At 40.6% G+C, this 19,984-nt stretch carries 18 protein-coding genes and 1 tRNA gene; 8 read left to right on the plus strand and 11 right to left on the minus strand.

Annotation, left to right across the window (positions count from 1 at the left end; all coding sequences use genetic code 11):
* Nucleotides 1-94: 94 nt before the first annotated feature.
* From miaE to BUB99_RS03310, 4 genes are all read left to right on the plus strand, one after another.
* Complete coding sequence (gene miaE, locus BUB99_RS03295) at nt 95-679, plus strand: tRNA-(ms[2]io[6]A)-hydroxylase (protein ID WP_073119394.1); 585 nt, start codon at nt 95-97, stop codon at nt 677-679.
* A 3-nt stretch (nt 680-682) separates the two neighbouring features.
* Nucleotides 683-1,261, plus strand: coding sequence for a YqgE/AlgH family protein (locus BUB99_RS03300; RefSeq protein ID WP_073119396.1), 579 nt, complete (start codon nt 683-685; stop codon nt 1,259-1,261).
* Between the two features lie 41 nt (nt 1,262-1,302).
* A complete protein-coding gene (locus BUB99_RS03305) occupies nt 1,303-3,354 on the plus strand; it encodes a DUF349 domain-containing protein (RefSeq protein WP_073119398.1) in 2,052 nt (683 codons plus the stop codon).
* Nucleotides 3,355-3,498: 144 nt separating this feature from the next.
* Nucleotides 3,499-3,571 (plus strand) — tRNA-Thr (locus BUB99_RS03310).
* A gap of 58 nt (nt 3,572-3,629) precedes the next feature.
* On the opposite strand, the gene BUB99_RS03315 is transcribed toward BUB99_RS03310, so the two are convergent.
* From BUB99_RS03315 to BUB99_RS03325, 3 genes are all read right to left on the minus strand, one after another.
* Nucleotides 3,630-4,328 (minus strand): phytochrome family protein, encoded by a 699-nt coding sequence (locus BUB99_RS03315; protein WP_139280878.1) that lies wholly within the window; start codon nt 4,326-4,328, stop codon nt 3,630-3,632.
* A gap of 184 nt (nt 4,329-4,512) precedes the next feature.
* On the minus strand, nt 4,513-5,385 hold the full coding sequence (locus BUB99_RS03320) for a hypothetical protein (RefSeq protein WP_139280879.1): 873 nt from the start codon (nt 5,383-5,385) through the stop codon (nt 4,513-4,515).
* A 150-nt stretch (nt 5,386-5,535) separates the two neighbouring features.
* Nucleotides 5,536-6,534, minus strand: coding sequence for an acyl-CoA reductase (locus BUB99_RS03325; RefSeq protein ID WP_073119403.1), 999 nt, complete (start codon nt 6,532-6,534; stop codon nt 5,536-5,538).
* 107 nt (nt 6,535-6,641) lie between these two features.
* On the opposite strand from BUB99_RS03325, the gene BUB99_RS03330 reads away from it, so the two are divergent.
* Nucleotides 6,642-6,989, plus strand: a complete 348-nt coding sequence (locus BUB99_RS03330) for a 4Fe-4S dicluster domain-containing protein (protein WP_073119405.1) — start codon at nt 6,642-6,644, stop codon at nt 6,987-6,989.
* Nucleotides 6,990-7,583: 594 nt separating this feature from the next.
* On the plus strand, nt 7,584-7,976 hold the full coding sequence (locus BUB99_RS03335) for an acyl-CoA thioesterase (protein ID WP_073119407.1): 393 nt from the start codon (nt 7,584-7,586) through the stop codon (nt 7,974-7,976).
* Between the two features lie 37 nt (nt 7,977-8,013).
* On the opposite strand, the gene BUB99_RS03340 is transcribed toward BUB99_RS03335, so the two are convergent.
* Nucleotides 8,014-8,379, minus strand: coding sequence for an STAS/SEC14 domain-containing protein (locus tag BUB99_RS03340; RefSeq protein WP_139280880.1), 366 nt, complete (start codon nt 8,377-8,379; stop codon nt 8,014-8,016).
* A gap of 216 nt (nt 8,380-8,595) precedes the next feature.
* Between BUB99_RS03340 and BUB99_RS03345 the strand changes: the two genes are divergently transcribed.
* The gene (locus BUB99_RS03345; protein WP_073119411.1) at nt 8,596-8,919 is read left to right on the plus strand and encodes a hypothetical protein; all 324 of its coding nucleotides are present in this window, start codon (nt 8,596-8,598) and stop codon (nt 8,917-8,919) included.
* Nucleotides 8,920-9,086: 167 nt separating this feature from the next.
* A complete protein-coding gene (locus tag BUB99_RS03350) occupies nt 9,087-9,299 on the plus strand; it encodes a hypothetical protein (protein ID WP_073119412.1) in 213 nt (70 codons plus the stop codon).
* Between the two features lie 51 nt (nt 9,300-9,350).
* On the opposite strand, the gene BUB99_RS03355 is transcribed toward BUB99_RS03350, so the two are convergent.
* The 7 genes from BUB99_RS03355 to BUB99_RS03385 all read right to left on the minus strand — a co-directional run bounded on the left by BUB99_RS03355 (nt 9,351) and on the right by BUB99_RS03385 (nt 19,457).
* Nucleotides 9,351-9,764, minus strand: coding sequence for an HU family DNA-binding protein (locus tag BUB99_RS03355; protein WP_073119414.1), 414 nt, complete (start codon nt 9,762-9,764; stop codon nt 9,351-9,353).
* Between the two features lie 487 nt (nt 9,765-10,251).
* Entirely contained in the window at nt 10,252-13,125 is a 2,874-nt protein-coding gene (locus BUB99_RS03360) for a type I restriction endonuclease subunit R (protein WP_073119416.1), read from the minus strand.
* On the minus strand, nt 13,122-14,021 hold the full coding sequence (locus BUB99_RS03365; protein WP_073119418.1) for an Abi family protein: 900 nt from the start codon (nt 14,019-14,021) through the stop codon (nt 13,122-13,124). Before BUB99_RS03365 ends, BUB99_RS03360 begins: the two co-directional genes overlap by 4 nt.
* Nucleotides 14,022-14,166: 145 nt before the next feature.
* Complete coding sequence (locus BUB99_RS03370) at nt 14,167-15,114, minus strand: Abi family protein (RefSeq protein ID WP_073119420.1); 948 nt, start codon at nt 15,112-15,114, stop codon at nt 14,167-14,169.
* Nucleotides 15,115-15,419: 305 nt separating this feature from the next.
* Nucleotides 15,420-16,616, minus strand: coding sequence for a PDDEXK-like family protein (locus BUB99_RS03375; RefSeq protein ID WP_073119421.1), 1,197 nt, complete (start codon nt 16,614-16,616; stop codon nt 15,420-15,422).
* Nucleotides 16,617-16,621: 5 nt separating this feature from the next.
* Nucleotides 16,622-17,896, minus strand: coding sequence for a restriction endonuclease subunit S (locus BUB99_RS03380; protein WP_073119424.1), 1,275 nt, complete (start codon nt 17,894-17,896; stop codon nt 16,622-16,624).
* Between the two features lies 1 nt (nt 17,897).
* Nucleotides 17,898-19,457, minus strand: a complete 1,560-nt coding sequence (locus BUB99_RS03385; RefSeq protein ID WP_073119426.1) for a type I restriction-modification system subunit M — start codon at nt 19,455-19,457, stop codon at nt 17,898-17,900.
* Between the last annotated feature and the right edge of the window lie 527 nt (nt 19,458-19,984).

The raw sequence follows: 19,984 nt of genomic DNA on the forward strand, positions 1-19,984 counted from the left end.
TCAATGTTGTGCAAATATGAATTAAATCATTAACTATGTGCAAAATTGGAGGCAATAGTTCGTCCTCCTAGCGTCACTCCAAACGAATAATCACATGCAATTACGCCTACCTCTAGTCTACGACAGTTCACCTGAATGGGTCAAAATAGTGCTAGATAATTTCGATGAATTCCTGCAAGACCATGCTGACTGTGAACGAAAGGCTTCCGCAATGGCAATGAGTTTTGTAGCAAAATTTCCAGATCGGCTAGAGATCATCCCAGAGCTAATCGATACAGCAGTAGAGGAGCTCGAGCATTTTAGGTCAGTCTATGAAATCATGGAAAAGCGAGGCATCCAGCTACGCCACGAAATCCGCGAAGACCTCTACATGAAAAAGCTGATCAAAAACTGCCGAAGCGGTAGAGAAGAACGCTTTCTGGATAGACTGTTATTAGCCTCTGTCGTAGAAAACCGAGGGGCTGAACGCTTTAAGCTGGTCTATGAACACCTAGAGCCAGGGGAACTCAAAAAATTCTACCAGGATCTCTGGGCCTCCGAGGCAAAACATGGTGAGGTATTCGTCAAATTGGCTCTCAACTATTTCAAAGAAGACGAAGTGTTTGATCGTCTGACAGAAATTAATGAAATTGAAGGGAAGATTATGGCAGACATGCCCTTGACACCCGCACTGCATTAGCCTATGGATTATTTTCACTCAAAAAGAACCTTCCAGCCAGAAAAAGGAGATTTACTGATCTCAGAACCTTACTTGCCCGACCCGAATTTTGAACGAACTGTGATTCTGATTTGCTCTCATGGTACAGAGGGAAGTTTTGGTTTTGTACTCAACAAGGAAGCCAACCTGAGATTTGATGAAGCCATCCTTGAAGCGCAGGGTTTTGAAGAAAAACTCTACGTCGGCGGCCCTGTGCAGCAAGACACGCTTCATTTCATCCACAGATCTACAGATGAAACCCTTGGTGGACAAGATATTGGCGGGGGGCTATATTGGAGTGGTGACTATGATCGACTAATGGAAATGATCAAGGTGGGCATCATAGACCCTACCGATTTCAGATTCTTTGTAGGTTACTCAGGCTGGGACGCTGGCCAATTAGAAGAAGAACTAGAAGCAAAATCGTGGATCGTGCACAAAGGAGCCAATGCCAAACAGATTTTAGACACAGACACCAAAGAACTTTGGAAAGTATCGATGAGCGAACTCGGAGGAAAATTCAAAATGTTCGCAAACTACCCTACTGACCCAAAAATGAACTAATATTGATTTTTGCTAAATTGCAATAAGAGAAACCGATAGTTATGACTGATAAAAAAGACCTAGCTGCGCAAGATGCTGAGAAAGCATTGAAGCCAGATGCCGTTCAGCCCGAGGCTGAATCCAAACAAACCGATGACAAAACACAACTATCTAGTGACGAAGTAGATGTGCCACCAGTAGAGGACTCTACTGCGACTACAGAGCTGCCCACAAGTGAAGCTGAAGCTGAATCTACTCCCTCAACTGCACATACTGAGTCTACAGAGGAGTCTAACCCCGCTACTCTGTCAAACGAGGAAGCTAAGATCGAGGACAATGATGATTCGGATGATGATCACAAAGATCATGACGAACTCAATGAAGACCAGCATGACGATGAGGTAGATTACTCCTCCATGTCCAAAGAAGAATTACTGGATCAGATCGCTGAAATATCCAAATCTGACGAGGGGTTCAAAAAGGGAAAGAAAATACAAGCCATTCGTGCCTCCTACGATGTAATTTTTGACAAAGAGAAAGAAGCCGCACTATCTCGTTTCATCCAAGACGGAGGCGAAGAAGATGATTTCGATTACAAACTTGATGAAACAAGCGAAAATTTCGAAGCATACCATAAAATACTCAGAGAAAAGCGTTACAAAAACGCCAAAGAACTCGAAAAACAAAAAGAGAACAACCTCAAACTTAAAAACGATCTATTAGAGCGTCTGAGACTATTCATAGACGATGACGAGAACACCGCCAGCATCAACGAGCTACGAAAACTCCAAGATGAATGGAAATCCATAGGCCCAGTTCATCCTCAGCACAACAAAACACTGTGGGCGAATTACAACGCACTTTTGGACCTCTTCTACGATCATCGCAGCATCTACTTCGAACTAAAAGAACTCGACAAGAAGAAAAATCTGGGAATGAAATTAGAGTTATGCGATCAAGCAGAAGCATTAGCTCAAAATGAAAACCTCAATGAAGCGATCAAACGTCTCAACGAACTGCATGAGGAGTACAAACATATCGGCCCCATCCCAAAAGAGGTACAAGAAGAAACTTGGCAAAGATTCAAGTCCGCTTCGGATGAAATCTATCAGAAAAGAAAAGAATACTACGGTCATCTGAAAGAAGAGTTCAAAGAAAACTTCAGCAAAAAATCAACGCTCGCAGATCAAATCCAAGAGTACGCAGAATTTAGTGCTGAAAAAATCGGTGAGTGGAATGCTAAAACCAAAGAGCTACTAGCACTCCAAAAAGAGTGGGATGCCACTGGTAGCATGCCCAAAGAGCAGGCCAAGCAAATCAATAAAAAATTCTGGGGAGCCTTTAAGGCTTTCTTCCGCAACAAGTCCGCATTTTTCAAGACTTTGGATTCTCAGCGAGGAGAAAACCTAGAGATCAAGCAAAAACTAGTCGACCAAGCGGTAGAACTAGCCAGCAAAGATGATGACTGGGAAAATACGGCTAACAAACTAAAGGATTTACAAAAGGAATGGAAAGACATCGGTCCAGTTCCTGAAAAGCAAAGAGAGTCTATATACAAGTCTTTCAAGAAAGCCTGTGACACCTTCTTTAACAAACGCAGAGATCACAACAAAATCAAAGAATCATCCTATGATGATAATTTGGTCAAAAAGGAAGCTATCATCAAACAGCTAGAAGAACTCGCACATGTCGATGATCTAGATCCAGAAAAAGTCTACGAACTACAAGACGAATACAATGCACTAGGTTTCGTCCCTAAGAAGGCCATCAAGAGTATTCAGAACAAGTACCAAACGGCGCTAAAAGCAGTAGTCAACAATGCTAAAAATTTCGAAGAAGACGAGCTAGACGAACTAAAGTCACTCATCAGCATTCACAAAATCAAAGCTGGCCCTCACGGGGATCAAAAACTGCAGCGAAAAGAGTACTCGTTGAAGAGAAAAATCCAGAATCTAGAGAGCGATGTATCGACTTGGAAAAATAATTTGGGATTCTTCGCCAACTCTAAAAATGCGGAAAAGATGCTCAAAGAATTCGAACAAAAGATCCAAGATGCTGAAAATCAATTGATAGAATTAAAGGAAGAATTAAAGCTAATCACCTACGCAGGATAGGCTATCAATACGGTTTATAAAAGTCTCTGAAAATTTTATCAGAGATACTTGCATGAGAAAAATTCTACGTTAATTTTGCACTCGCAATTGACCAAAAGAGGTCAAGAAAATAGAATCACGGTTCTTTTTTTACGCAAGTTTATTGCCTCCTTAGCTCAGTTGGTAGAGCACCTCACTTGTAATGAGGCGGTCGTTGGTTCGAGTCCGACAGGGGGCTCTCGAAATTTAAAAGCCTTTGTAAATAATGAATTTACAAAGGCTTTTTCTTTTTAAGTTTAACGCAAAATCACATTAACCTCTTTAACTAAATCATCTAAACTATTAGCAAGTGCTTTGAGCTGCTCCAGGTCATTGGTTAAATCCGTACTAGTCCCCATTTCCTTTTCCAAAATCGCAATTAGCCCTAAGATATTAGACAAGGGAGCTCTCAATATATGTGCATTGTCATAGGCATAGTCATATAGTGTTTGATTCTTCTTTTTGAGTTCAAGCGTCTTGGCTTCTATGATACTTTCTAGATTATTCTTGGTGGTTTCTATATGCTTTCGTTGTTCAAGCAACATTTTCCGCTTATCATTCAGTTCTTGGGTCAACCTATCGATTTGCCCATTATATTGATAGTAGGTTATGCGTTCCTGTTCCATATCTTTCTTGACATACACAATACAAATTGCTACAAAAACAACATTGATCAAGAAATCCATATACATGGAAATGCTAGTCAATTCTGCTTCCTCAATCGGCTTATTATAATAGGTACTCAAAACCAGAGTGAGCAGGCATAATATCACCGCAGCAGGGATTTTGTACACCCTTGGCAAAACAGCTATCAACATGACTAATATTGTGAAATATGCTGTACTAAAAGCCCCATACACGCCCCCTTGCGTCCCCCAAAACAGGACGTATATCGCAACCAAGAATCCACAGTAAACAAATACTGCATACGCCATCAGTCTCTTTCTCGTTTGCATCCAAATACAAAACAGCGTAACCCCAAGCAACACTATATTGAGAGATAAGCTTAACATATCAAAACTCAAAAATGTAACCCTAAGAATGTTAATCAAAAAACATAAAACTGATATCTTCAAGAGCCTTGAAAAAAACAAATAAGCACTAGGTGTCTGATATCGATCTTGAATGTTCATCGTTTCCCTATTCTTTCTTGTCTTTCTTGCCCTGAATACGAAGTAAAGATTTCACCAGACTTGTACCTGATTTCTTAAGTAGTTTACCATACTCTCCTTCAAAATTCGACCGCATAATTTGATTGTTCATTTCATCAACAGACGGGGAAATTTGCATGCTGGTCAACTCAAGGTATTGTTCTATTGCGCTATTTTGCCTGTTCAATTGCTCCTTCCTATTTTGCACATTTTGAGTTAGTGACTGATTCAGTGCCAACAATTCCTTTTCTTGTTCTATGAGTTTCACGTTCTCTTTTCTGATCTCAGCCATCTTCTTATGCAATACATTTTTAATTTCCCACTGATCCTTTCGCTCGGCATTGTGCTGAAATGAAAAATAAACCATACCAATTGTAACTAGAACTACAAGAATCTGATACTTGAATATAGAGTTCCCTTGATCTCCTACGATTATTGAAATAAAATCTTGCTGAAACTCCCACAAGTATATCGCGACCAACAGGCACACTAGGGTAAAAACGACTATATAAACATGATGACGTCCTGATGTTATAATAGCTCCTACAATAACAGATGCTACCATCCCCGTCTCTACCACTCCCGTCACCCCACCATTCACCAACCAAAGGTATGAGTTGGCCAATGAAAAAACCACACCAAAAAACATAGCGACCCCTTTTCGATAACCAATAACCCATACATAAATCAAAGTCCCTAGGTATACCGTAAATAATACGGACTGACCCACAAGGTTTCCCGTATCAATCACTCCCATAGACAACTGGTACATCGAATACATGGATCGAAGCAATGCAATCATACATACCCCTATGAGTAGTTTTCTCTCAAAGACATATTTGTTTAGTTGGTCATTACTCATCTAGTAGGTTGTGGTTTCAGTTACTTTTTCTGGGTAACAGTATCAATATAATCATGGTGAGTTGCTATTCCTAAAGCAAAAACACTTTTAGCAAGAATCTAATCACTATATATCTACCTCTTTACTAGAAAAGTTAGTAACTGACACGAACTATTCCAAACGAGATAAGAACGCCATCGTATCCACACCATCTGCATAATCCTCCAGACTCGGCAATTGTGCCTGACCGAATGGAATATACTCTTGCCCTACGACGCATTGTATTTTTGATTCGTGTGCTTGGAGATAGCGTTCCAACTCTGCATGACTCTCATAGTACTGATAATAGAGTACAGATATAGGAGACACGAGTTCTTCACTCTCTCGTACTAGCAAAAACTCATTGTCTAGGTGTGGCTCTCGGTTGACCAGATAGATGGATTTGTTGTAGTCATAGTTGTTTCGGTACTTGTGATGATCTCCCACTGCCGCATAACCAGCAAATGCATCTAATAGCTGGGGCAGTTCATAGCCTTTTGGAACAAGTATTTTAGAGACATTTCTACAGCCCAGACCATAGTAGCGAAACACGTCTTCACCCAATGCCTCTAGTTCTGTCTGAGTTTCCTTACCTGTGATGACTGCCAGCGAAGTGCGGTTTGCGCGAATGACATTAGGTTTGTCTTTAAAATAATGCTTGAAATACCGCGCCGTATTGTCACTACCTGTAGCGATGTACGCCTCCGCATCGTTGAGGCGTTCCACGACAGAAATATACGCATCGACTCGTGGGTCCAGTTTGACCAACTCCGCAATGATATAAGTCACCAAAAAAGTATCCTGAGAACTAGGTTTGATAAGCAAATGGTGTCCAGCGATCAAAACCGATAGCATATCATGAAAGCCCACCAAAGGGATATTACCAGCAGCGATCACCCCTACCCTTTTGGCTCTGGTATGTGACAAGTCATAGGATGAGACCCACTTTTCTAAAGAAGATTGCTCTAAGAAAGACTGAATACCTTGCAAGGCAAAATCAACACTCTCCTCTGTAAACCAACTGTTTTGGTTGCGAGCCGATAGCGCTAGCTCTGTCCGCTGTTCCTTGCTCAGTTTTGACAGTATCTTCCCTAAACCCACAAATAATTTTACTCTCTCCTCTAAAAACATATTTTATAAAATCCGTATACCTAAACTAATGCCAGAAACACTTTGGCAGGCAAAATTAATCTTTATTTTTGCACACTTAATTTTTAGGATAATTAAAGTAAACTAAAATGGCAATTATTATTACCGATGAATGCATCAACTGCGGAGCTTGCGAGCCAGAATGCCCCAATACTGCTATCTATGAAGGTGGTGTAGAATGGGACTGGGCTGGAGGAACGAGCCTAACCGAAGTGGAGCTAGAAGACGGGACTCAGGTAGATGCCAAAGAAGCACAAGAGCCTGTGTCTGAAGATTTGTATTACATCGTCCCTGGGAAATGTACTGAGTGTAACGGATTTCACGAAGAACCCCAGTGTGCGGCTGTCTGTCCGGTAGATTGCTGTGTCGATGATCCAGATTACGAAGAAGAAGAAGAAGAGCTACTCGCTAAGAAAGCTTGGCTTCACAACGAATAATAGCTATCGAAAGATACAATCAAAAAGCTACGCCAACCGCGTAGCTTTTTTTATATCCAATGTTCTCTTAATAGCCCATCTCTATAGCTGAGATAGAAATTAGGGATCAGTCGGTATTTCTGGGGATAAAAATCAATATTCGACATTGAGCATTCGAGATTCATTACTCCAATCATTTAAATATTACCTCAAAGACGTATAATAGGTGATTGTTTTATAAAAAAAACAATCGCGAATTTCGATTAATGAATCTTGAATAACGAAGTATGATCTACTACCTCTCCCCCAGAAATACAGGGTGATCCGAAATTAGATATTCGACACTCCTACTACGCTATCATGATCTGTACATGGGGTACAGATTGCTCACACAAAAAACAACGTAGTAATATTCGCCCATCTTCTGACTTAATCTAATAGCTAAGACAGGCTATGCGCTAAGTTGTATAGATTGCAGCATCATCTGATTTTGGCAGGAGTCTTCCAACGCTATGATTACAGATGTGCTGAATATGAACGAGACAATAGTACTAACATCGGCCTGACTTAAAGGGCTGATACATTAAAGTAATTCAAAGCATAAACCATGTTTGTATGACCCTCGAAGAACAGATCAAAGCTTCAGAAACGCACATATTCAAAGCCGTATTCCCTAACACGACCAACCACTACGACACACTATTCGGTGGTACTGCCATGAAACTCATGGATGAAGTCGCCTTCATCACCGCGACACGTTTTTCCAGACAACGAATGGTGACCGTCAGCAGTGACCGTATCGATTTTTCTCAACCCATACAGGTCGGTACTCTCATGGAGCTAGTAGGCAACGTCTCCCATGTTGGCAATACGAGCATGAAAGTCCGTGTCGATATATTCGTAGAGCAGATGTACAAAAACGAGCGAGAAAAAGCCATCAGTGGAGAATTCACTTTCGTCGCTATCGATGAGGATAAAAAGCCAGTTAGCATTCTGAAAAACGAATAAAGTCTGTGTCATAGTATGACACAGACTTTATTCGTTTTTAATTACTATGAAGCAATAGATTCAACTCCTTGTATGATTTCACCACTTTAGTCTCATAGGAATATGCCTGCAAGATCAACCGCGCAGCACCTCTTATCACTATATTATCGGATATGACCGTCACTCTTTCTATTTGAGACACATGTTTATTCATGCACTTGACCCATCTTTTTTGAGCATTTAACTCAAAACCAGACATCTCTGTACAGTCCCACACCAGTGTCATCTTATGGTCAACGTCTCTTTTTTCAAATTCACGCTCCCAAAATGAGCATGCTTTTTCACTGGCTTCCTCAGTAAACTTGTTTTTAAATTTAAACAACAAACAATTTTCCTGATATTCATGAAAAATCTTTGTTTCCATCTCTTCTGATTGGTACCTCATCCCTTCTTTTAGTTATTCTATCTGCAAGAATACCGACTTCATTTGAGATGAATTCAAATTACTCGTTGAAACAACTATTATACCCGTTGAATAGATAACTTCTTTCGTTTACTGCAAAAGCACATCTCCAAATACACCTTTAACCTCGATTATGCATTAGAATAAAGATTTTGGTATGGAACTAAATTCACCAAAATGGTTAACCTTCCGATTGAGTATTCAAGCAAGCCAGTCACTCCTTTCATAGACATGAGTTTGATGAAACGATTCATTGATCAAACAGGGATAAGAGAGAAGCTCGACGAACTGGATGTACCTGCTCTGGGTTCTAATCGTGGTTATGACCCAAAGCATATTATTGAGCGTTTCTGGTTAAGTATTTGGGGTGGGGCGAGTCTATATGTTTATTGTGATTGGCTTAGAAGCGATGAAGTACTACAATCCAATAAACGCGGGCGTAATTCCCACCACCCATTGATGGCTTTTGTAAGCCAGACTCGTAGGATGGCCAATATCTGACTCAGGCCGGGGAATACCGAAGAGATCATGTCTTATCTAGAAGAAGAGCAGCTTAATATCCTTGTCAAGAAAAAAGTAGATATCCGGCCAAGTGCAGCAGGTAACAAATGATCACCGTCAGCAGTGACCGTATCGATTTTTCTCACCCCATATAGGTCGGTACTCTCATGGAGCTAGTAGGCAACGTCTCCCATGTTGGCAATACGAGTATGAAAGTCCGTGTCGATATATTCGTAGAGCAGATGTACAAAAACGAGCGAGAAAAAGCCATCAGTGGAGAATTCACTTTCGTCGCTATCGATGAGGATAAAAAGCCAGTTAGCATTCTGAAAAACAAAAAAAAAACGGTCTCACTATCGCGAGACCGTTTCAGGGTGTAAGATTGAACATTGTGTTTGTCTGTTAAATGAAAATCTATACTTCGTTACTACTTATGCTGCTGTCGTAGTAGATGCATCCAAAACCGCAGTTCTTTCAAAATCTAGGTTTCTCATGAGTCTCTTCAACCTTGGACCCGGACGAAACCGTATTCTAGCGTTTTTGATATTACTGACTCTAAAATCCTCCTGTGACTCTACTCCATCACTGTTCAAGGTCATAAAGAAGGTACCCAGGTTGCTAAGCCTGACCTGTCTACCATGGACGAGTTGCATCTCTATTACCTCTATTAAAGTGGCCAATGTACCTACCACCGAGCCATAATTGAGATTAGACACTTTGCTAATAATGCTGGCCAATTCTTCGAAATTGACATCATCGCCATTGATGATTCTTGCATAAAACTTTTTGGGGAGCGTAAGATCCCTTGGATCAACGCGCTCAGTTACTTTATATGTTACTGACATAATTGAAAATATTTAAAAGATTAAAAAATTATTTGATTTGTAATCCTAACTGAGCGCTCTGTGGGACACACTTGACTATCAGCAAGTTTGATACCAAAAACTAGTTCCAAAACGCTAAAATTTGTTAAAAGAACACAGACCTTTACTTAGGCTTTCGCTCTCCCTAAAAGCGGCACAGGTAGACTAGCGTTACCTTCCTCATGTGCGAACGTTACCTCCAGTCGTAGGTAACGTTATGGTCACTCCCTGTCAACGGTACAATTGCTCCCTAGCAACGGTACCCTCACCCAAGGGTACTAGAGGCTACCCCCCTACAATACCGTACTCCTGATCCTAACCTAACAGTAGTTTTGCCTGATGGTAACGGTACGCCAGAGACAATGCAAAACTACCAGGATACGAGTGTCCTAACCTGTCTATCCCCTACCGATCGCCATACCAAGCCAACTAATCGTCCTGTGACCTATAGAGACCACAGCCCGATAGACTACCCCACCATCCCATGGACAAAGACTTCTACAAACGCTTTCATTTTGATAATGATGCGCTCACCTATGGCACGGGCTTGTAGTACGCTTGGACGATTGTCTAGGCACTTGAATACTTCGTCCCTGAGGGGCTCTTGCTCGCTGTAAATGTAAGCATCGATTAATGCTTGAAATTGTCTCTTGTCCAGATCCTCTTCCTCACAAAGTTTCTCTAAGGCCAATACCTTTTGATCCGTCCAGAACTTCTCAAATTCATCTGGTATATTGTCTACATCCTTGATTTTCGGCAAGTTCTCTTCTACGAACTTCTCAATCAGTTCCCGCTTGCTTCGGAGAGTGATTTCTCCAGTGATCATGTCTATGATGGCCTTCTTTTGTTTAGCGGCTTCTTTTGTATCAGTTAGTTTCAATCCGGCTAACAACTTCAAGATATAAGCGACATTGATTTCATCTCGATGGATTAACTCCAGTTCAAAATCAATGTCTTCTAGGATAGATGCCTTTTCCTTTTGATGGTCACTCTTCACCTTGTCGTAAAGATCTAGATACTTACTCTTGTAATCCTCAAAGGTCTGCTCGTCGATGGGCAAGTCATCCCAACTAAAATCTGTGAATGCTCCCAATACATTCTTGGCTCTCATCAAAGCTCTGAAGGCTTGTACAAAAGCCATTTCTTCCTCTTCACTAGGCAAGTCATCTACACTCTCGACGGTGGGCACTATGGATATAAGTCTTTCATATGCTTCGTCAAACTTCTCAGCAATGACCCCATAATCCGGCAATAATATCTCCTCTCTAGCATCTTTGTTACTGAACAGCGCAATGGCATCATCAGTCGATTTCTTGAGGTTACGAAAGCTTAGAATATTACCCTGAGACTTCTGCTCATTTAGTATCCTGTTCGTTCGTGAGAAGGCCTGTATGAGACCGTGATGTTTGAGGTGCTTGTCTACATACAGCGTATTGACTTTCTTGGCATCAAAGCCAGTCAATAGCATGTTGACCACTAACACAATATCCAATCGATCCTTGTCTTGGAAGTTAATTTTCTCGCGTTCTTTTAGTCGCTTAGACAGATCCTTGAAATAGTTCTCAAACTGTTGGCTATCCTTGGTAGAAAAACTGGTATTGTACATCTGATTGTAATCGCCGATGTAAGACTCCAACTTGTCCCGAGTATGACTGGACTTATAAGCAACCTGTGGTTCTGCAGCCAGTAGGCTATCATCAGGTAAATACCCCATAGCTTCTGAATCTTCTTCATTGGCTCCATAGGTAAAGATGGTCGCGATGCGTAGGTCATGTTCTCCAGCGGTTTTCTTTTGCTGAAATATATCATAGTAAGCCATCACACTATCTATACTACTGACAGCAAAAATGGCAGAGTAATCCTTTCGATGAGTCTTTAGGTCATGGTAGGCAATGATGTAATCCACTATCTTTTCTAGTCGCTTGGGGGATTCTAGCACTTCTTTTTTATCAATATCCTCGACTTCTATGTCGATGAAGGTATTGCCTTTTTGTTTGTACTTACCTACGTACTCTATGCCAAATTTCAAGACATTCTGATCACGGATGGCATCTGTGATGACATACCGATGGAGACATGAACCAAACAGGTCTTTGGTGGTACGTTTACCTAATTCATTCTTGGAGGCATTGTCTGCAAAAATGGGCGTCCCTGTAAACCCAAACAACTGGCTGTTTCTAAAAAACGTGGTGATCGTCTGATGTGTGTCACCAAACTGGCTCCTGTGACATTCGTCAAAAATGAACACCATGCGCTGGTCTCGTAGATGCGCCATCCCTGCTTCGTATCGTTTCTTAGCAACGGCGTTGTTTAGCTTTTGTATAGTGGTCAGGATGAGTTTTTTATCGTCCTTGAACTGCTTGACCAAAGAGCTGGTATTGTTGGTCACATCTACACTGTCCTTCTTAAAGCTATTGAATTCCTTCATGGTCTGATAGTCCAGATCCTTTCTGTCTACGACAAAGACCACTTTATGTACATCAGGTAAATCCATGATGATTTGACTGGCCTTGAATGAAGTCAGGGTCTTTCCTGATCCAGTCGTATGCCAGATGTATCCATTGTCTTTGCCTGAATGCACTTGCCTGACTATTGCTTCCGCAGCATAAAACTGGTAGGGTCTCAATACCATCAGTATTTTGTGTGCTTCACTATGCACCACATATTGGGAGATCATGTGTCCCAAGTGGTCGGTATTCAAAAAATCAGTCGCAAAGGCACTGAGTTCAGTGATCTTTTGGTTGTTCTCCTTGGCCCAAAATATGGTCTGCTTGAAGGTAAGGGTAGAGATCGGATTGTTAGCGTAGTACTTGGTATTGACTCCATTGCTGATCACAAAGAGTTGCACATACTGGAACAGCCCATGGTTAGTCCAGAATGAATGTCTCTGATAGCGATTGATTTGATTGAATGCCTCTTTGAGTTCTAGTCCTCTTCGCTTGAGTTCGATCTGTACAAGCGGGAGACCATTGATTAGAATAGTGACATCATAGCGGTTCTTAAAACTGCCCTCTTGCGCGATTTGATTGGTAACTTGATACAGATTATTACTCCAGTACTCATTGTCAAAGAAGCGTACATAGACGCTCTCTCCATCGTCCTTGGTAAGCTGAAATCTATCTCTTAGGGTCTTTGCTTTCTCGAAGATGTTGCCCTTGCCAAGGTGATTGAGGATGGCACCAAATTCCTTATCAGTAAAAGAGGTTTGATTAAACTTCTCTAGCTGACTTTTTAGATTAGCTAGGAGCATTTCCTCGTCTTGAATGATCACACGATCATAACCAAGATCAGTCAATTGCTTGACCAGGTTGTTTTCTAATATGGCTTCAGGTTGGGCTGTCATTTCCAAAGAGTTGTTTTATCCCAGTCTTTTAAAAATCCCAGCTTATGAATTTGAATGGTGGGGTTTTCTTGGATCAATTTAATAATCTTTGATTTCACTTGATGATTTGGAGTGACCTTATCACAAAGATAAATCATGGTTGATATGATGAGAAAAGGTCTTTTCGTTTGTAGTGGATCAAGTGGCTTGTCAAACCAATTACCTTTGGGGTTACGAATGGATTCTACAGGTCTCTTGACCATGTTTCTACTCCAGAGTCTGGAATGATGCGCTATAATATTACGAACGTATACGATTGCTTCCAGCCAACTGGAAAGCTCATTGTGAAGGTTTAAACCTAAGCCATTGGCGATTTTTGCTTTCTCTGGCAAGTGATGACCCAATGACTTGTAGATTTTTGACAAGGTACCCAAGGATGCTATTTCAAGCAACTTCCATGATTCAGGATCGTCATTGGGAAAACGCCTCTTATGATCGACAATGAAAACCTCTTGACTATATCCAAATTCTTTCATCAAGCTCGTGAGGTTTTTGGCATGAATAATCGTATTGGGAAACAAGTTGGCGTCCTGATACCATAGCGAACCATAAGACAGCGATAGATGATAAATCATCTGAGTACGAAGAGCAATTTCTATTCTTTCGATGGCATCAAATAATATTAATCTCAAATGCCGATCAAAATTATATCGATCGATCACGTCTTCGAAATAACTATTAGGATGAAATTTGTGTTTAGAGAAATCAAGCTGCATGTCCCACCAGTAGCCTTTGAGGCGATAGTAGCTGATATTTGCTAAGAAATGTGAGGCTGTGATCTCATTCCTAAAAAGCATCCCTCTGCTTTTGAGAAGTTGGATTTGGTTTGCTATGGTGTAGGGCTCTTTATGAGCCATAGCTAGATAAAAAAAATGACCCGCGAGCAGTTCTTATGGTATGCAACACGGGTTCTGTTGATGCAAATATATACGGCATATATGTATTTTGTGTTGGAAAATGAAAAAATATAGTCTGCATGGCTTCAGGTTGGTGCGACATAGTCTAGTTCCAAAGAGGTTCATTTTGCCAATCTAACATTTTTCCAGTTTTATCTGAAGGGATGCCTAAATACCGTATCGGCACACCTTGATATTTTTTAAAAAGTGCTACTAACTTGTTTTTAAAATGGTTGCTCGGGTTGGCATTTTTCATTAAATATTGAATGACACATAAAGCATAAAATGTTCTTGAATTATTATTGAATTGAGCATCTAACCAAGGCAACCTTGGCTTTTTCAAGATGTCCGGCTTAATGGCAAAGTTTCTATTCCACAACCTGGAATGATGTGCGCATATATTTCTCATATAGGTCAATGCGTGTAACCAAGAAGTAAATACCTTATGAGGAAGCTTGAAAAAATCAGCAACGCCTTGTTTGTCACTATTGTTTTTTAATCCATCATACACTCTGGACAGTTCTCCGATAGTCAACAGTTCCAAACACATCCAAGCAGGAGGATTGGCTGGCGAGCTATAAGTATCCATGTAATGTTTGATAAACACTTCTGGATGTTTGGCCGATCGTGCTTTTGAGACGATCTTTTGTAAGTCATTGAATGGATCGATAGTAAACTTATTTTTCACCTGAAAGGCAGGTTTGAATATGCGTTGATCATCTTGCCAATGTGCATTCTTATACTTCATAGAGAGGACAGAGATCAATTGTGTCCTTATAGCTATTTCTATCCTTTCGATACAATCAAACACCAACAAGCGAAGCTCTCTATCAAATGTATAAGTATCAAGTATGTTGTCAAACGTGGTGCCCGGATTGAATTGATCCTTGTCTTTTTGATAAGGGAGAAAAAATACACTTAATCGGTAATAACTTATTTGCTGAAAGTAGCTCGTCGCTTTATGATCATCGTCAACAATCAATCCACGGCTTTTGATAAGATTTAGCTGCTCCTCATAGGACAATGGAACCTTTGCGTATTTTTTCTTACCCATCACACAAAGGCTTATAAACGAAAAAACCTCCCAAGTGTGCATCAGAGAGAGGCAAGGAAGGTATATTATCTTTAAAAGACACGCCCTGGGACGCTGATCTGACGGGTAGCGCGGCGTGTACTGTTGAGGCAAATATATACGGCATATATGTATTTTGTGTTGGAAAATGAAAAAATATAGTTTGCATGGCTTCTGGTTGGTGCGACATTTAACTTGACTTTAGTTCAAATCTCATATTCACAGCTTACTTTTTTATGCGAACATCTTTCTAGACAGTTTGAAGATAAGTGATGTTTTAAAGAGTTTTAAGAAATACTGATTTTTTCGATATCAGACAGTGGGACTTTGCATGCAAGGGCCAAGTTGCTCAGCTTAGTGACAACTTCCTCAATCATATTATTCCTCTCGGATTCGTCGAACAGTTTTACTTTCTCCTCTGTCTTTTCAAAGGATAGAATGTTCTGAGAGTATGGCCAATAAAAGGTCTCCTTAAATCCGCTTTGGAATATGTCTATTTTTGAGCACCTACTCTTTATCAAATCCCTATCCCAGAAATCTTTCTGAGCATGAATACCATAGATGGTAGGTTGAGTCCAGATTTTAGATTGTCCTTCCAGTTTTATCCGAATGCCTCCCCAATCTTTATATGATATGCTAAGTCCCTTCCAGTTTTGATCCAGTTGATCATCTACAATAATTTCCCAACCCTCCTTCAACGTCTCACTCAAAAGTGATTTCACACCTAGTAGAAATGAATGGATGGCATCAATTTCTACATTAATCAAACTAGACTCTATGGCTTTAGCAGACAAGTAGTCATTAGCAATCAATTCTTTAATTTCCTTTTCCATTTGACTATCGCTTAATTGGTTGGTGAGTTTCTTAATCAATAATATGTATTGTTTGATGGATTCACGTAAGATGGGCTGATCTGCAGCTTCTTTCATGCACTTCTCTAGCCATCCAGTGATCGAATGGTGGTAAGAGATACAATGATAGTCTTGCTCCTCTATCAATTCGCCTTTACTATCTTCAGAGGCTCCTTTGCCATCAAGCGTGAGATAATATACTTTGTTGGATTCCTTGTTGTGATTGACGTATCGGAGTATTTGAGCCTCTTGGTCTCCAGCGTATATCTTATTCTCTATGGAAATTGAATTTCCCTTTGAGTCGGATATGTAGATGTCTATTCTTCCACCTGATTGGTTTACTGTATTTCTAGCTCCTATATGTTTTTCTATAGTCAACTGGGCAGATTCCAACTGCAGGTCGCCCTGATAATCTATCTCCTCCAAGAATAGTGATAAGAAGGTGGTATTGAATAAATGACTTCCTTTAGGATTGAGTAATTCACCCAAAAAGGCTGAATGCGTTTCATTTTCTTTAGACTCCATCTTGAGAATAGAGAAGACATTGAAATTTTCCCCACGGAGTGTTGCTAGCTCAGTTTGCCGTAACCTGATTCGTTTGGTACTTGCTAATAATGATTTAATTCCTTCCATAGTTTCTACACAAACATCCCCTGCAGCAGCCCCTTCTTAAAGGTCTGCGTATGGGTGATTTGATGGTTTACGGTTTCTATCTTTTGGTCTAGGCTGCTGAGATAGGTGGCGATTTTTTGTTGTTCTTCAAGACAAGGAAAAGGAATCATAAATTCATTAATCTGTTTTGCACTAATATGTGGAATTCCAGAACTTGTATTTACCACATCAACGTACTTATGAAATCTTGAAGAAAATATGTGCTGATAGATGTATTCTAAACTTGCCGTTTCCTTTGTCCTGATTCTAGCTACTCTTTGAATTAATATAGAGCCTTCATCTCTCTTACTTATTATGGCGCAATTCTTTCCAACTTTTGAGCCATCCATTCCCAAAACTAAGTCTCCAGTTTTTAGAACATATTTATCAAGTTTATCTATCGAACCAATAAAATACTTATCAATTTCAACACTGTGCCTGACAAAGCCCTCAGTAATATTTATGCCTCTTAAGATAGGAGTCCCAATCTTTTCGTCAACCATTTCAGGACCTTTGATTGCAATACCAGAAATTAATTCAATATGTTTCCCAATCCCAATTTCCTCCCAATCTGGGTAGTTGTTTCCATTGTAATCTTTGAATCGGATCTCCTGAGCAAAGAGCTTTTGCATGACGCCTTTTTTGTATTGCGCTAGGAGGGACTTCTTGCGAGTGAGCTGCTGAATCTTCTCATCTACAGCTGTTAGGAACGAAGCGATTTTTTGCTGTTCGGGGAGGGTCGTTGTCTTAATCAATACAGAGCTGAGAGAATCTTGACCAACATTATATCTGGTACTACCTCCACTCTTCGTTGTTATTTCCTTTCTAGCTGGAGAAGTTTTAAGGAGATAATTCATGAATAAAGGATCGTAATCAAGTTTCCCTTTACCCCTTATTACAAATCCTCCAAAGACTGCACTTTGATTTTTATCGATATAAATATTCGCCTGCCCTACTTCTTCTCTTGTTTCAGAACTTCTTTGAAATAGAACATCACCATATCCAACTTCATTCTTTTTAAATTCCTTTTCAGACACTTCTACTGACCCTATTATGCTGTCATAGGTAATAGGCGTTTCATTAATTATATCAAGAACGTTTATGAATTTAACTCCACTTCCATACTTATCCTTGTCAGAGTTTAATCCGTTCTTAAATGTGAATAATTCACCCAGAAGTAAATTATTCCACTCCCCCTCAAACTCCTTAAACCTAAGTTTAGGAATCAGACTCACCTCTTTTTTATTTGCTACTGCTTCCATCTCAAAAAGGGGTTTCTATACCTAGTTGTTTACAATAGTCAGCGATGGTTCCATCGGTAGACAGCATGTCTTTTTCCAGTGATTTCAGCTCATTGGCGACAGCCGCCAAGTCAACAGGTTCTTCTTCCTCAAAGGTGTCCACATAGCGAGGGATGTTGAGGTTGTAGTCATTTTCTCGTACTTCGTCTATCAGTGCGATATGACTGTATTTGTCTTCTTCTTTTCTCTCACGGTAGGTCTCTACCAGTTTAGAGATATCCTCATCGCGGAGTACGTTCTGTGTTTTTATTTTTTCGAAATGCTGACTGGCATCTATGAAGAGGATGTTGTCGCTGGCTGCACGTAGTTTCTTGAGTACGAGAATACAGGTAGGGATACTGGTGCCGTAGAAGATATTAGCGGGTAAGCCGATCACAGCATCCAGATAGTTTTTGTCCTCGATCAGGTACTGGCGAATGTGTCCCTCGGCTCCACCCCGGAAGAGCACACCATGAGGTAGTACACAAGCCATCGTGCCTTGCTCATCTAGCTGATGTACCATGTGCTGTACAAAGGCAAAATCTGCCTTGCTACTGGGTGCTAGCTTGCCATAAGCTGCAAATCGATCATCACTCATAAACAGCGGACTGGCACTCCAGTCGGCAGAGAATGGAGGATTAGCCACTATCGCCTCGAATCTTTCATCTAGATGCTGAGGATGCTCTAGTGTGTCTTCATTCTTGACATCAAACTTGCGGTAGTGTACATCGTGCATGATCATGTTCATGCGACAAAGGTTATAGGTCGTAGGATTGCTCTCCTGTCCATAGAACTTGCTCACCTCTTTGACTTCCTTCGCTACACGTAGTAGCAGCGATCCTGATCCACATGTGGGGTCATATACACTCTTGAGTTTGTCTTTGCCTGTAGATACGATCTTAGCGAGTACTTTACTGACTTCCTGAGGCGTATAGAATTCACCTGCTTTCTTACCTGCACCACTGGCAAATTTACCAATGAGGTATTCATACGCATCTCCCAGCACATCACTCTTAATGTCATCCAGTCGAAAGTCCACTTCATCCAGATGTGCCATCACTTTGACGATCAGGTCATTCTTTTGATTTTCTGTTTTGCCCAGTTTGCTACTGGTCAGGTCCAGGTCTTCGAATAGGTTGCTAAACTCCTCTTCGCTTGCTGCACCCATGGTGCTTTGTTGGATATGGATGAGTGTAGCAGTCAAGTCATCTAAGATGAATTTGCTTTTACCTTCGGCATTACCTCTTTTAGCGAGTTCACTGAATAGCTCGGAGGGTTCTAGGAAGTATCCTAGTGTCTCTACGGCTTCTACTCGTATAGCAGCCAAGTAGGTTTGACCCTCTGTAGTCTTCGCGTCTATGTCTTCGTATTTGATGCCGTCTGGTTCGAGAATCACATTGGCATAGCTATGCATCTTGGTGCTGAGGTACTTGAAAAATATAAAGCCCAGTATATAATCTCGAAAGTCATCTGCTCCCATCTTTCCTCGCAGGGTATCTGCAATCTTCCAAAGTTGTTGTTCGAGATGTTGTTTTTGTGTCATCTATGAATAGATCCTAAAGTATAATAGCTTGAAAATGAAAAAAGCACCCCGAGTCCAATATCTGAATCTCAAAATGCTGGCTCAATTTGATTAAAAATGGTTTGGTATGCAAGGGAATGGATTGATATGGTTTGGCTGAGATGGTAAAGAATTCATGTGGGGATTGGTGCAAACCACTGCCGCTGATATCACTGTTTCGGATCAGTCGGTATTTCTGGGGATAAAAATCAATATTCGACATTGAGCATTCGAGATTCATTATTCCAATCATTTAAATATTACCTCAAAGACGCATAATAGGTGATTGTTTTATAAAAAAAACAATCACGAATTTCGAACAATGAATCTTGAATAACGAAGTGATCTACTAACTCTCCCCCAGAAATACAAGGTGATCCACTGTTTCCAGCCTGTTACAATTCAGCGTCCGATCGATCTCACAGTCTGCCTATCGAAGCATTCCAACCCATTAAATTAAAAAGAGACTACCCTTTTGAGGTAGCCTCCATATAAGAATGAAGCCTTGT

The organism is Reichenbachiella agariperforans, from assembly GCF_900142205.1.
Classification (GTDB): Bacteria; Bacteroidota; Bacteroidia; order Cytophagales; family Cyclobacteriaceae; genus Reichenbachiella; species Reichenbachiella agariperforans.

Coding starts and splice junctions, on each gene's coding strand:
- BUB99_RS03330 (WP_073119405.1), top strand. CDS start 6,642: ATGGCAATTATTATTACCGATGAATGCATCAACTGCGGAGCTTGCGAG.
- BUB99_RS03340 (WP_139280880.1), bottom strand. CDS start 8,379: ATGGAAACAAAGATTTTTCATGAATATCAGGAAAATTGTTTGTTGTTT.
- miaE (WP_073119394.1), top strand. CDS start 95: ATGCAATTACGCCTACCTCTAGTCTACGACAGTTCACCTGAATGGGTC.
- BUB99_RS03345 (WP_073119411.1), top strand. CDS start 8,596: ATGGTTAACCTTCCGATTGAGTATTCAAGCAAGCCAGTCACTCCTTTC.
- BUB99_RS03305 (WP_073119398.1), top strand. CDS start 1,303: ATGACTGATAAAAAAGACCTAGCTGCGCAAGATGCTGAGAAAGCATTG.
- BUB99_RS03380 (WP_073119424.1), bottom strand. CDS start 17,896: ATGGAAGCAGTAGCAAATAAAAAAGAGGTGAGTCTGATTCCTAAACTT.
- BUB99_RS03325 (WP_073119403.1), bottom strand. CDS start 6,534: ATGTTTTTAGAGGAGAGAGTAAAATTATTTGTGGGTTTAGGGAAGATA.
- BUB99_RS03385 (WP_073119426.1), bottom strand. CDS start 19,457: ATGACACAAAAACAACATCTCGAACAACAACTTTGGAAGATTGCAGAT.
- BUB99_RS03370 (WP_073119420.1), bottom strand. CDS start 15,114: ATGGGTAAGAAAAAATACGCAAAGGTTCCATTGTCCTATGAGGAGCAG.
- BUB99_RS03365 (WP_073119418.1), bottom strand. CDS start 14,021: ATGGCTCATAAAGAGCCCTACACCATAGCAAACCAAATCCAACTTCTC.
- BUB99_RS03350 (WP_073119412.1), top strand. CDS start 9,087: ATGGAGCTAGTAGGCAACGTCTCCCATGTTGGCAATACGAGTATGAAA.
- BUB99_RS03375 (WP_073119421.1), bottom strand. CDS start 16,616: ATGGAAGGAATTAAATCATTATTAGCAAGTACCAAACGAATCAGGTTA.
- BUB99_RS03320 (WP_139280879.1), bottom strand. CDS start 5,385: ATGAGTAATGACCAACTAAACAAATATGTCTTTGAGAGAAAACTACTC.
- BUB99_RS03315 (WP_139280878.1), bottom strand. CDS start 4,328: ATGCAAACGAGAAAGAGACTGATGGCGTATGCAGTATTTGTTTACTGT.
- BUB99_RS03355 (WP_073119414.1), bottom strand. CDS start 9,764: ATGTCAGTAACATATAAAGTAACTGAGCGCGTTGATCCAAGGGATCTT.
- BUB99_RS03335 (WP_073119407.1), top strand. CDS start 7,584: ATGACCCTCGAAGAACAGATCAAAGCTTCAGAAACGCACATATTCAAA.
- BUB99_RS03360 (WP_073119416.1), bottom strand. CDS start 13,125: ATGACAGCCCAACCTGAAGCCATATTAGAAAACAACCTGGTCAAGCAA.
- BUB99_RS03300 (WP_073119396.1), top strand. CDS start 683: ATGGATTATTTTCACTCAAAAAGAACCTTCCAGCCAGAAAAAGGAGAT.